Source organism: Streptomyces sp. NPDC005302 (assembly GCF_040607345.1).
Classification (GTDB): domain Bacteria; phylum Actinomycetota; class Actinomycetes; order Streptomycetales; family Streptomycetaceae; genus Streptomyces.
In genome coordinates, this window is record NZ_JBEXGN010000001.1 from 211,296 (window position 1) to 223,714 (window position 12,419).

General features: G+C 71.9%; 9 protein-coding genes. 7 read left to right on the plus strand and 2 right to left on the minus strand.

Features of this window, described 5'->3' with window-relative positions; genetic code table 11:
• Positions 1 to 182: 182 nt before the first annotated feature.
• The 7 genes from ABZT74_RS00925 to ABZT74_RS00955 all read left to right on the plus strand — a co-directional run bounded on the left by ABZT74_RS00925 (position 183) and on the right by ABZT74_RS00955 (position 9,386).
• Positions 183 to 1,082: a hypothetical protein gene (locus ABZT74_RS00925; protein WP_356170858.1), complete on the plus strand. Its 900-nt coding sequence runs from the start codon at positions 183 to 185 to the stop codon at positions 1,080 to 1,082.
• Positions 1,083 to 1,378: 296 nt separating this feature from the next.
• Positions 1,379 to 2,296 carry an endonuclease/exonuclease/phosphatase family protein gene (locus ABZT74_RS00930; RefSeq protein ID WP_356433025.1) on the plus strand — a complete coding sequence of 306 codons (918 nt, stop codon included), beginning with the start codon at positions 1,379 to 1,381 and terminating at the stop codon, positions 2,294 to 2,296.
• A gap of 47 nt (positions 2,297 to 2,343) precedes the next feature.
• Positions 2,344 to 4,272: an FUSC family protein gene (locus ABZT74_RS00935; protein ID WP_356432745.1), complete on the plus strand. Its 1,929-nt coding sequence runs from the start codon at positions 2,344 to 2,346 to the stop codon at positions 4,270 to 4,272.
• A 159-nt stretch (positions 4,273 to 4,431) separates the two neighbouring features.
• Positions 4,432 to 6,051: a VWA domain-containing protein gene (locus ABZT74_RS00940; protein WP_356432747.1), complete on the plus strand. Its 1,620-nt coding sequence runs from the start codon at positions 4,432 to 4,434 to the stop codon at positions 6,049 to 6,051.
• 173 nt (positions 6,052 to 6,224) lie between these two features.
• Positions 6,225 to 7,949, plus strand: coding sequence for a methionine--tRNA ligase (gene metG, locus ABZT74_RS00945; protein WP_356170866.1), 1,725 nt, complete (start codon positions 6,225 to 6,227; stop codon positions 7,947 to 7,949).
• 121 nt (positions 7,950 to 8,070) lie between these two features.
• Complete coding sequence (locus tag ABZT74_RS00950) at positions 8,071 to 8,547, plus strand: hypothetical protein (protein ID WP_356432749.1); 477 nt, start codon at positions 8,071 to 8,073, stop codon at positions 8,545 to 8,547.
• Between the two features lie 89 nt (positions 8,548 to 8,636).
• Entirely contained in the window at positions 8,637 to 9,386 is a 750-nt protein-coding gene (locus tag ABZT74_RS00955; protein WP_356432751.1) for a hypothetical protein, read from the plus strand.
• A gap of 64 nt (positions 9,387 to 9,450) precedes the next feature.
• Here the strand turns inward: ABZT74_RS00955 and ABZT74_RS00960 are convergent, their stop codons facing one another.
• Both ABZT74_RS00960 and aspS read right to left on the minus strand, forming a co-directional pair.
• Positions 9,451 to 10,389: an intradiol ring-cleavage dioxygenase gene (locus ABZT74_RS00960; RefSeq protein ID WP_356432753.1), complete on the minus strand. Its 939-nt coding sequence runs from the start codon at positions 10,387 to 10,389 to the stop codon at positions 9,451 to 9,453.
• 151 nt (positions 10,390 to 10,540) lie between these two features.
• On the minus strand, positions 10,541 to 12,304 hold the full coding sequence (gene aspS / locus ABZT74_RS00965; RefSeq protein WP_356432756.1) for an aspartate--tRNA ligase: 1,764 nt from the start codon (positions 12,302 to 12,304) through the stop codon (positions 10,541 to 10,543).
• Between the last annotated feature and the right edge of the window lie 115 nt (positions 12,305 to 12,419).

Consider the following 12,419-nt stretch of genomic DNA (forward strand, 5'->3'; position numbering starts at 1 on the left):
AGGCCATGGGGCCACTGGGACGCGGGGGGCCGGGCCGGGTGCCGTAAGGCGTCCGGAGCCCGCCGGCCCGGCCGAGGGGACCCCCGGGCCCCTGGTACCGCGGGCCCCGTTCGGCTGGTCGTCTGCGCCCATTTGCAGTCAACCCGCTCGCGGGCGGCGGTGCGGAGGCCTTGCCTGGAGAGGTGTCCCCTCGTCTCCGGAGCGTCCTCTCGGCGGTGCTGATCGTCCTCGCCTGCGTCCTCGCGCCGCTCGGCGCGCTGTCGACGTGGGCGATGTACGGAATCGGCGACTCGGGCCGGTACGAGGCCACCGTGGCGCCGCTCGCCGCCGACGCCGACGTCCGTGACGCGGTGGCCGCCGGTGTCACCGACGGCATCCTGCGCGAGGTCCACGTACGTCCGAGGCTCCAGGGGCCCGTCAACCACTTCGTCCGCGACGCCGTCCGCTCGTTCACCGAGACCGAGGCGTACCGGACGGCGTGGGAGACCGCCAACATGGCCGCCCACGACGCGGTGATGCGGGCGCTGCGCGACGACCGCGAGGGCGCCGTGACCGTCGACCTCGCGCCCGTCACCGAGCGGGTCAAGCTCCGGCTCGCCGCCGACCACATGCCGCTGGCCGACCGGATCCCCGTCGAGCACAACGAGATCACCGTGCTCGGGGCCGAGGACCTGGCCCGGCTCCGGAAGGGGTTCCACGTGCTCGAAGTCGCCGGATTCTGGCTGCCCGTGGCGTCGGTCGTCTTCGCGGCGGCCGGGATCGTCCTCGCCCTGTGCCGCCGCCGTGCGGTCCTCGCCACGGGCATCGGCACCGCGCTGGGCGCCGCGCTGCTCGGCGTGGCGGTCGCCGTCGGCCGCGGTCTCACCCTCGCCGGGCTGCCGGACGGCGTGTCCCGCACGGCCGCCGGCGCGGTCTACGACGCCCTCACCGAGACCCTGCGGTTCGTCTCCTGGCTTCTCCTGGCCATCGGTGTGACGGTCGCTCTGGGCGCCGCGCTCACCGGCGCGTACGCCCGCTACCGGCGGCCGGCCGCCGCGCCCCCGCCGACCCCCGCGGAGCAGTCCACGCGGGTCGGCGCCTGATCGGACCCGTCCGCCGGGCGACCGGCACCGGACGGCCGGCGCGCCGGCCACCTGCCGAGGGACCCGTCGCCCCCGGTGACCGGCGCGGCGCCCCGCGCTCCCCGCGTCCCGCCACCTGGGCAACGCTCCCCCCGTACGCCCCGTCTTCGGGGGAGGATGCGGACAGCCCACACGGACGAGCGGAAGGCCGGGAGTTGGACACTGCGGCGGCTGACCGGCGGGACGCGGAGGAGCCCGCGTACCCCGGGCGGAGGAAGCGGCACGACGGCCGCACCGTCGCGGCCTGGCTCGCCGGACTGCTGCTCGCCGGGGTGAGCGTCGTCGCCGGATGCCGGGTCGCCGACATCGACGGGATCACGCCCGTACCGCAGTTGCTCGCCTTCCTGCCGTGGCTGCTCGTGCCGACCGGGATCGCGCTGCTGCTAGCCCTCCTCGCCCGCCGGCGGACGCTCCTCGTGTGGGGAGTCGTCGTCCTCGGCTTACTCGCCTGGTACATCGAGCCCTACGGCAGGACCGGCGGGCCGGGCGGACCGGCGCTCGCCGAGCTGCGCGTGATGACGTCCAACGTGGAGTTCGGCCAGGGGACCGGCGCCCTCATCGACACCGTCCGGCGGCGCAAGCCCGACATCCTGTTCGTGGAGGAGTGCGAGTACGGCTGCTCGCGGGCCCTGGAGGACGCCTTCGGAGGCGACGGCGGCACCCTTCCGTACCGGGAGGCCGTCGAGGGGGCGGGGTCCGACGGATCGGTCGTGCTGAGCCGCTTCCCGCTGCGCGGCGCCGGCGGAGTGCGCGGCACCATGGGCATGCCGGGCGCGGTCGCCGACGTACGCGGCCACGCCGTCGGGCTGCAGCTCGCCCACCCGATGCCTCCGCTCCCGGGCCAGGTCGGCGTCTGGCGGCGGGAACTCGGCGCCCTGCGCCACTACGCGGCGAACAGCCGCGGGCCGACGATCGTCGCCGGGGACTTCAACGCCTCCCAGGACCATGCCGCCTTCCGCCGCATCCTCGACACCGGGCTGCGCGACAGCGCGCGGCTCTCCGGTTCACCGCGGACCCCGAGCTGGCCCGCCAGGACCACGCCGGAGTTCGGCGCGCAGATCGACCACGTCCTCGTCTCCGCCGACTTCTCCGCCCGGCGGGCCGCCTTCCTGCGGATCAGCGACACGGACCACCGCGCTCTCGTCGTCGATCTCACCCTCCACCAGCGGGGATGAGCACCCGACGACCCCGGACGAGCCGCGGAAACCGCCATACTCGGGACATGCCCCGCGCGTTCACCGTCGGCCTCACCCCGCCCGACTGGCTGGTCAGGAACCTCACCCCGCTGCGGGCCCCGGTCAACCGGGCCGCCGTCGCCCGGGCCGCCGTCTCCATGGCGCTGCCGCTCGCCGTCGGCCTCGCCTGCGGGCAGCCCGCGTACGGCGCCCTCGCCTCCATGGGCGCGCTGTCCGGAGTCATCGGCGACACGGCCGACGCGTACCGCATGCGGATCTTCAACATCGCGGTGCCGCAGCTCTTCGGCGCGGTCGGCGTCACGATCGGCGCCCTGGTCTTCGGCCACGGCTGGGTCGCCGTCGGCGCCGTGACCGGCGTCGCCCTCGTCTCCGGGATGATGTCCTCGATCGGCGCCGTCGCCTCCGTCGCCGGACTGCTGCTCCTCCTCAACTGCGTGATCGGCGCCGGGATCCCGCTCCCCGGCTCCTGGTGGCTCGCCCCCGTCCTGCTCTCCGGCGGCGGCCTGCTCGTCCTGCTGCTGGCGCTGCTGGCCTGGCCACTGCGGTCGGGGGTACCGGAACGGGCCGCCGTCGCCGACACCTACCGCAAGGTCGGGGACCTGCTCGCCGCGAGCGGCACCGGCGCCTACGAGGACCTCCGCCTCACCGTCACCCGCTCCCTCAACGAGTCCTACGACGTCGTCCTCGCCCGCCGCGTCTTCCACCACGGCCGCAGCCCCGACCTGGTACGGCTGCTCGCCCAGCTGAACGCCCTCACCCCGGTCGTCGAGTCCGCCCCCGTCGCCCACCAGCGGGGCACCCCCCTGACCGCCGCCGTCCCCGCCGCCATGCACCTGCTCGCCGAGGCCGTCGAGACCGGCTCCACCACCCCCGTCGAACTGCGGCTGCCCGCGCCCGCCGGCGAGACCGCCCGGGCCGTCGACCACGCCGTGCGGCACGCGGCGGGCGTCGTCACCGACGTGGCGCCCGACCCCCTCGACGACCGTCTCGGCCGTCCCGCCACCCTCCGCGTGCGCGCCGCGCGCGCCACCCGGGGCGTCCTGATGTCCGCCGCCTCCTGGCGCTACGGCATCCGGCTCGCCCTGTGCATCGGCATCGCCCAGATCCTGGTCTCGACCGTCGCCGTGCCACGCTCCTACTGGGTCGCGCTCACCATCACCTTCGTCATGAAGCCCGACTTCGGGTCCGTGTTCTCCCGGGCGCTGCTGCGCGCGCTCGGCACGGTCGCCGGTCTCGTCGTCGCGGCCGCGGTACTGACCGTGGTGCCGCGCGGCTGGGCGGACGTCGGCGTGATCCTGGTGCTCGCGCCGCTCATCCCGGCGCTGACACCCCGCGGTTACGGCTATCAGACGGCGGCGATCACCCCGGTGATCCTCCTGCTGTCCGACATCCTCAATCACCAGGGCACCGGCCTGGTCGTCCCCCGTCTCGTCGACTCCCTCATCGGCTGTGCGATCGCCCTGGTGGCGGGGTATCTGCTGTGGCCGGAGAGCTGGCACGCCCGGGTCGGCGACCGGCTCGCGGACGCGGTCGCCGACACCGCCGAGTACGTCGAGCTGGCGTTCGGCAACCTCGCCGCCCCCGCCGCCCGCGCGCGCACCAGGCGCCGCCTGTACCGCGACCTGTCCTCCATTCGTACGGAGTTCCAGCGCGCCCTGACCGAACCGCCGCCCCACGGGCGCCGGGCCGCCGCCTGGATGCCGCTGGTCGTCGCCGTCGAACGGATCGTGGACGCGACGACCGCCGCGCGGGTCCGCGTCCGGGAGGGAGCGGCCGAACCGTCAGCCGTCGAGATCACCACCATCGCGCGCCAGCTACGGGAGCTTTCGGACGGACTCCGCGCATCGGACGTCCTCGTCGCCGTCCGTACGGATCTGACCGGCCCGTCGGGCAGCGTGCTCGAACCGGTGCGCCAGGAGGTCGCGGCGGCCCGCGCCATCGCTACCCCGCACTGAGGGCACACGCAGAGTGAACAGGGCTGCCCCGCAAGGGGGTTGACCAGCCTGCTGACCAGCGGGCCGCCCCTGCCGAAGATCACCTTCTGTGGCCGCTAACCTTACGTGTCCGTCCTGGCCAGGGATTGACGGGATCAACTCACGCGAAGGGTTGCGCACATGGGCATTCTCACTCTCCTGCGGAATGCGTTCGGCCGCTCACGCAAGGGTCGTGACGCCGACGCGGAGACCTCGCGAGAGGCAACGCCGACGGTTCCGGCTCCTTCTCAGGAGGCCGAACCGACTCCGGCCCCCGCTCCGGAGACCGACCCGGTCTCCACCCGGCTCCCCGACCCCGAGCCGAAGATCCCGTCCCCCTCGACCGAGCCGGACCCCTCCGTCGTCGACGATCTCGTCTCGGCCGCCTTCGACAACGTGACGGTCCCGAAGCAGACGTCCTCCCCCAGGGAGGAGTCCCCGTCGACCCCGGAGCCGACCACCCCGGAGCCGGCCGCCGAGGTCGAGGCCCCGGTCGCGGTGACTGAGCCGGCCGCCGAGGCCGAGCCCGAGGCGGAGCCCGTCGTCGACGCCGGACCGGTGGTCGAGGCCGAGCACGTCGTCGTCGCCGAGGCGGGCCCCGTCGCGGTGATCGAGCCCGAGCCGACGACGGAGCCCGCCGCCGCGGTCGAACCGGTCGAGGTCACCGAGCCCGAGGCACCCATCGAACCGGCGACGGTGATCGAGCCCGAGGCAGAGGCGGCACCCGTGGCGGAGCCGGTGGCCGAGGCAGCACCCGTGGCGGAGCCGGCGGCCGAGGCAGCCCCCGTGGCGGAGCCGGCGGCCGAGGCAGCACCCGTGGCGGAGCCGGCGGCCGAGGCAGCCCCCGTGGCGGAGCCGGCGGCCGAACCTGCGGTGGTCGTGCCCGCGGTCGCCGACGGCGGGGAGGATCCACAGGATCGACCCGAGCCGGTCGTCGAAGGCAGCACGGGTGGTGCGGGTGGGAGCACTCCCGCCGAAGGCGAAGCCGAGGCGGCCGAGCCGGTCACCGTGGCCGAGCCGGTCACAGTGGCGGAGCCGGAGACGCCGGTCACGGCAGAGGTCACCCCGGTGGCCCCCGTGGCCGCCGCAGCCCCCGGAACCCCGGCGGTCCCCCTGACGAGGGTCAAGTCGAAGGCCCCGGCGCTGGCAACGGCGTACAGGGAAGCGGGTACCGCGCTGAAGAAGCGGGACCTGACAGGCACCCGCGCCAGGATCTACCTCGTACTCGACCGCTCCTCGTCGATGCGCGCGTACTACAAGGACGGCTCCGCCCAGGCCCTGGGCGAGCAGGCCCTCGCCCTCGCCGCCCACCTGGACCCGGAGGCGGCCGTCCACGTCGTCTTCTTCTCCACGGAGCTGGACGGCACCGGCACCCTCACCCTCGGCGAGTTCGAGAACAAGGTCGACGACCTGCACGCCGGCCTCGGCCGCATGGGCCGTACGAGCTACCACGCGGCCGTCGAGGAAGTCGTCGCGCACTACCAGAAGGCGGACACCACGGACCCGGCCCTGGTGATCTTCCAGGTGGACGGCGCCCCCGACGCCAAGACCCCGGCCACCCAGTCCCTCGCGGACGCGGCCAAGGACCACCCCGGCGTCTTCTTCTCCTTCGTCGCGTTCGGCGAGCCGGAGAACAAGGCCTTCGACTACCTCCGCAGGCTGAAGACCGGCAACACGGCCTTCTTCCACGCGGGCCCGACCCCGCGCGAACTGACGGACGCCGAGGTCTACGACGGCGTGCTGGAGAACTGGCGCCCGTAGGTCACCCGGCCATCCCGCAGCGCAGCGCCCGGCCGCCCCCTTCCCACCCTGCAGAACGGGAAGCGGGCGGCCCGCGCGTGTCGGCTACGATTTCAAGGTTCACCGATGACGACGCGCCGGCCGGGGAACCGAGGCGGTCGTCACCCCACGTAGCGACTTGGGAGCAGCCCGCGATGGCTCGACACCTCATCACCAGCGCCCTTCCGTACATCAACGGGATCAAGCACCTGGGCAACATGGTGGGGTCCATGCTCCCGGCGGACGTGTACTCCCGGTACCTCCGCCAGCGCGGCCACGAGGTCCTCTACATCTGCGCGACGGACGAGCACGGCACCCCCGCCGAACTGGCGGCCAAGGAGCGGGGTCTGCCCGTCGACGTGTTCTGCGCGCAGGCGCACGACGCGCAGAAGGCGGTGTACGACGGCTTCGAGCTGGCCTTCGACTACTTCGGCCGCAGCTCCAGCGCGCAGAACCGCGAGATCACGCAGCACTTCGCGCGCCGCCTGAACGAGAACGGCTTCATCGAGGAGCGCGCGATCCGCCAGGTGTACTCGCCGACGGACGGCCGCTTCCTCCCGGACCGTTACGTGGAGGGCACCTGCCCGCACTGCGGTTACGACAAGGCCCGCGGCGACCAGTGCGAGAACTGCACGCGCGTCCTCGACCCCACGGACCTGATCAACCCGCGTTCGGCGATCTCCGGCTCGACGGACCTGGAGGTCCGCGAGACGAAGCACCTCTTCCTCCTCCAGTCGAAGCTCCAGCACGAGGTCGAGGAGTGGGTGGCCCGTCACGAGTCCGAGTGGCCGCAGCTCGCCTCCTCCATCGCCCGCAAGTGGCTGACCGAGGGCCTGCACGACCGCGCGATCACCCGTGACCTGGACTGGGGTGTCCCGGTCCCGGCCGACACCTGGCCCGAGCTGGCGGCCGAGGGCAAGGTCTTCTACGTCTGGTTCGACGCCCCGATCGAGTACATCGGCGCGACGAACGAGTGGGCCGACCTCGACGCGGAGAACCGCGACTGGAAGTCCTGGTGGTACGACGCGGACTCCGGCGACAACCCGGTCCGGTACACGCAGTTCATGGCGAAGGACAACGTGCCCTTCCACACCGTCATGTTCCCGGCCACCGAGTTGGGCGTGCGCGAGCCGTGGAAGAAGGTCGACTACGTCAAGGCCTTCAACTGGCTGACGTACTACGGCGGGAAGTTCTCCACGTCCCAGAAGCGCGGTGTCTTCACCGACCAGGCCCTGGACATCCTGCCCGCCGACTACTGGCGCTACTTCCTCATCGCGAACGCCCCCGAGTCCGACGACTCGTCGTTCACCTGGGAGCACTTCACGGCCACGGTGAACAAGGACCTGGCCGACACCCTCGGCAACTTCGTCAACCGCGTGCTGTCCTTCTCCAAGAAGCGCTTCGGTGAGGAGGTCCCGGCGGGCTCGGAGGCCGGTGAGGCCGAGACCCGGCTGGGCGAGGAGATCGCGGGCCTGCTCGCCGAGTACGAGACCCAGATGGAGGCCCTCCAGTTCCGCAAGGCGGCCGCCGCGCTGCGCGCCCTGTGGTCGGCCGGCAACTCCTACCTGGAGGAGAAGGCCCCCTGGCTGGAGATCAAGACCAGCCCCGAGGGCGCGGCGCTGACCCTGCGCACGGCGATGAACCTGATCCACCTCTACTCGGTGGTCTCGGAGCCCTTCATCCCGTCGTCCGCCCGCGCCATGCGCTCGGCCTTCGCGCTGGCCGAGGACACGGCGACGTGGGTCACGCAGGACGAGGTCCGCGCCCTGTCGTTCGTGCCCTCCGGCACCCCGTTCACAGTTCCCCCGGTCCTGTTCGCGAAGATCACGGACGAGGACCTGGAGTCGTACAAGGAGCGCTTCGGCGGCGCCCCCGAGTAGGCACCTGATTCAGGCCAAGGGGCCCGGCACCACACGGTGGTGCCGGGCCCGTTCGGCACCCACGGTCCATGGGGTGGCCCTGACTTCTGGCATGACCCCGATCACCCGTATGGTTTCCGCCATGGCAGTCCCCGAGGTCATTCCGATCGCCTACGAACCGAAGCGCCGCACCGAGACCATCGGCCGGTACGCGGACGGTCAGTTCCTGGCGTCGATCACGTACGCCTTCCCCGAAGGGTTCCGTCCCGACGACGGCTGGGAAGAGCACAAACGGCTCTACACCGTGCTCCACACCTTCGACCCCGAGGGGCGCTACCGCGACTCGGAGATCTGGTGCGCCGGCACATGGGCCGAGCAGCAGAGCGACCCGCACGGCGACACCTCCGTGCTCTCGCGCGCCCGCGTCCACCTGGCCAAGCTGCTGCGCAGCCTGCCCCGGCGCTCGTACACGGACATCGCGATCCGCCCGTTCCAACTCACGGTCGACGGCGTGCTGTTCGGCCTGCTGACCGGAGTCGACGAGGGCGACCCCTGGGCGGAGCTCTACCCCGACCGCCTCGGCTTCACCGAACCGTGGGACGGCACGTACGACACCTGAGCCGACCGCCCCGTAGGATGCGGCCGTTGAGGCACACGGGACCACCGCGTCACGTGTGACCGCCGGGTTGTACGGGCTGGGGGGCTCAGATGCGGGTGCGGAAGAACGGGTGGCTGCTGGCAGGCGCCGCGCTGACGGCGTGGGGGCTCACCGCGTGCTCGGGCACGGGCGGGGAGACGTCCGCCGCCCCGGCGTCGAGTGCCGCCTCCAGAACGACCGCGGCCGACGCGGCCACGCCGCAACCTCCGCTCTCCGCGGGGGCCTTGAAGGCGGCCGCGCTCACCGAGGCCGATGTGCCGGGAAGCCCGGGCGTCTCGGCGGACGAGCGTCGGCCCGCCGACACCAAGAGCACCTTCCCGCCGGCCTCGGACCCCTCCTGCCAGAAGATGCTGGACGCCCTCGGCGCCCACGGCGCGTCGGCCGTCGTCGACCAGGTCTTCAACTGGAAGGGCAGCATCTGGGCGGGCGGCGGCACCCTCGCCTCCTACAAGGGCACCGCCGCCGAGAAGGCGTTCGGCCAGGTCCGTACGTCCCTGACGACCTGTTCCGATTTCACGGGCGTCGGTTACACGGGGAAGTACACCGCGCATGTCGGCCGCGAGAAGATCCCCCGCCTCGGCGACGAGTCGATCGCTCTCCGGATCACCGTCCCGGTCAAGCAACCAGCCGGTCTCCGCAGCGGCAAGCGGGTCTCCGTCCGGAGCGAACAGCACGTCCTGGTCCGCGTCGGCAACGTCACCGCGTGCTTCACGATGCTGAACATGGACCACGACGACCACTTCCCGCTCGCCCTCATCCGCAAGGAACTGGCCCGCATAGCGAAGGCCCAGCAGGCCTGAGGGGGAAGGCCGAACCGCCCGGCGCCGTCGAACAGCGGCGTGCCGGGCCCTCGGGCGCGGGGAGTCAGGCCCCCTGCGGAGACGCCGATGGCTGGGATTCCGTGGTGTCGTGGGTTTCTGCCGGGGTCACGCCCATCGTGAGGTGGGCGCGGACGCCACGGGCCATGTGCTTCCTGTCGTACGCGAGGTACAGGAGGCCGCCCTCGTGGCCGTTGTCCGGGTAGATCGTGTCCTCGTCCAGCGTGGTGCGGGTGGTGGTGTTCGTGGAGTACGGCGTGACCTCCGCCGATGCCAGGACAGCGTTCTCCGCGAAGAAGAGCTGACCCGTGTGGCAGGTGTGGCCGCCCTCGTAGCCCGCGTCGGTCCAGGTGCCGTCCACGTGCACCTTCACGTGGATGTGGACGCAACGGCCCTGGTACCAGCCGGGGAAGACCGTCCTGAAGGTGACGTGGCCGTGCTTGTCCGTCCGCCACGTACCGCGCAGATACCGCTCGTCGTCGGTGGGTTCGGCGTGGCCGCCACCGCCGCCGCCCGGGCCGCCGGGGCCGCCCGTCGGGGGTTCGCCGGTCGGCGTGCCGGTCGGGGGTTCGCCGGTCGGGGGAGTCCCGCCGCCCCCGTTGCTCATGGACTCGTAGCCGGAGTACACGCCCAGCGCCGAGCAGTGCCAGATGTCGACCGCGGCGTTCCGGACCGGTCTGCAGGTCTCCGCGTCGATCACCGTGAGCGCGAGGGTGAGCGGGATGCCCTCCTCGTCCTCGGTGATGTCCTGACGGATCTTGTCCGCGTCGATGTAGTAGGGGCCCTCGGTGGTCTCCGAGGTCAGCCGATAGCAGGTCGCCGCGTCCGACGGGGACGACGGCGTGCCGGCCGCCCGGTCGTCGGCGAACGCGGTCGCGGCGACGCCGCTGCCCACACCCACGGCCGCCACCGCCGCTCCACCTGCGACGACGAACGTACGCCGGGTCATGTTCCTTTGCTGCGAGGGTTCTTGAGGCTCGGTCATGCGGCGGAACGTAGGGATTCCACCTGTCAGCAGCATGGGTGCGGGCTGTGGTCTCCCCAGGTACGCGAAAGTGGCCCGGAACCGTCGTCGGTTCCGGGCCACTCCGCCGTGCCGGGCCCGCTTCCGGGCCGGCACTGCCGCTGTGTCGCGCCTACTTCGGCTGCGGCTTGCGCACCGTGAGGTGCAGTTCGCGCAGCCGGGTCTCGTCCAGCTCCGTCGGGGCGCCCATCATCAGGTCCTGGGCGTTGCCGTTCAGCGGGAACGCGATCGTCTCGCGGATGTTCGGCTCGTCCGCGAGCAGCATGACGATGCGGTCGACGCCCGGGGCGATCCCGCCGTGCGGCGGGGCGCCGAAGCGGAAGGCGCGCAGCATGCCGGCGAACTGCTCCTCGACGGTCTCCCGGTCGTAGCCGGCGATCTCGAAGGCCTTGAGCATGATCTCGGGCTCGTGGTTCCGGATCGCGCCGGACGACAGCTCGACGCCGTTGCAGACGATGTCGTACTGCCAGCCGAGGATGTCCAGCGGGTCCTGGGTCTCCAGGGCCTCCAGACCGCCCTGCGGCATCGAGAACGGGTTGTGCGAGAAGTCGAGCTTCCCGGTCTCCTCGTCCTTCTCGTACATCGGGAAGTCGACGATCCAGCAGAACCGGAAGACGCCCTCCTCGAAGTTGCCGGAGCGCTTGGCGGCCTCGACCCGCACCGCGCCCATGATCTTCGAGACCTCGTCGAACTCACCCGCGCCGAAGAACACCGCGTGGCCCGGCGCCAGCGAGAGGCGCTTGGTCAGCTCGGCGACGTTCGCCTCGGTGAGGAACTTGGCGATCGGGCCGGACAGCGCACCGTCCTCGCCGACCCGCACCCAGGCCAGGCCCTTCGCGCCCTGCTCGACCGCGTAGTCACCGAGGCCGTCGAAGAACTTGCGGGACTGGCCGGACACGTCCGGCACCGGCAGGGCACGCACGTGCTTGCCGGCGAACGCCTTGAACTCGGAGCCCTCGAAGACGTCGGTGATGTCGACGAGCTCCAGCTGGGCGCGCAGGTCCGGCTTGTCGGAGCCGTACTTCAGCATCGACTCGCGGAACGGGATGCGCGGGAACGGCGAGGTGACGTGACGGTCACCGCCGAACTGCTCGAACAGCTCCGTCATGAGCTTCTCGATGGGCTGGAAGACGTCCTCCTGCTCGACGAAGGACATCTCGACGTCGAGCTGGTAGAACTCGCCCGGCGAACGGTCCGCGCGGGCGTCCTCGTCGCGGAAGCAGGGCGCGATCTGGAAGTACCGGTCGAAGCCGGAGATCATCAGCAGCTGCTTGAACTGCTGCGGCGCCTGCGGCAGCGCGTAGAACCTGCCCGGGTTCAGCCGGGAGGGGACCACGAAGTCGCGCGCGCCCTCGGGGGAGGTGGCGCTGAGGATCGGGGTCGCCATCTCGTTGAAGCCCAGCGCCGTCATCTTGTGACGGATCGCGGAGATCACGGCCGTGCGCAGCAGAATGTTGCGGTGCATGCGCTCGCGGCGCAGGTCGAGGAAGCGGTACTCCAGGCGCCGCTCCTCGTTGACCCCGTCCTCGGCGTTGATCGTGAAGGGCAGCGGCTGGGCGGCACCGAGCAGCTCGACCTCACCGACCTCGACCTCGATCTCGCCGGTCGGCAGCTCCGGGTTCACGTTCTCCGTACCGCGGGAGACGACCTTGCCGTCGATACGGACGGTCGACTCCTTGGAGACCTTGTCGAGGGCCTCGTAGGCAGGCGTGCCGGGGCGCGCGACGAGCTGCGTGATGCCGTAGTGGTCGCGCAGATCGATGAAGAGGATGCCACCCAGGTCTCGGCGATTGTGCAGCCAGCCGCTCAGCCGGACGTCGCTGCCGACGTCAGAGGCGCGGAGCTCGCCGCAGGTGTGGGACCTGTACCGATGCATCGTCGTTTCATCCAGTCTTCGCGGATTGGGGGCGTGTTTCACGTGAAACACCCCCAGGGTACCGGGCAGCTCAGGATCGCCTCCCCACCATTTACCGGCTCGACGCCCCCGGCAG

Coding starts and splice junctions, on each gene's coding strand:
- ABZT74_RS00960 (WP_356432753.1), bottom strand. CDS start 10,389: ATGACCGAGCCTCAAGAACCCTCGCAGCAAAGGAACATGACCCGGCGT.
- ABZT74_RS00950 (WP_356432749.1), top strand. CDS start 8,071: ATGGCAGTCCCCGAGGTCATTCCGATCGCCTACGAACCGAAGCGCCGC.
- metG (WP_356170866.1), top strand. CDS start 6,225: ATGGCTCGACACCTCATCACCAGCGCCCTTCCGTACATCAACGGGATC.
- aspS (WP_356432756.1), bottom strand. CDS start 12,304: ATGCATCGGTACAGGTCCCACACCTGCGGCGAGCTCCGCGCCTCTGAC.
- ABZT74_RS00935 (WP_356432745.1), top strand. CDS start 2,344: ATGCCCCGCGCGTTCACCGTCGGCCTCACCCCGCCCGACTGGCTGGTC.
- ABZT74_RS00955 (WP_356432751.1), top strand. CDS start 8,637: ATGCGGGTGCGGAAGAACGGGTGGCTGCTGGCAGGCGCCGCGCTGACG.
- ABZT74_RS00940 (WP_356432747.1), top strand. CDS start 4,432: ATGGGCATTCTCACTCTCCTGCGGAATGCGTTCGGCCGCTCACGCAAG.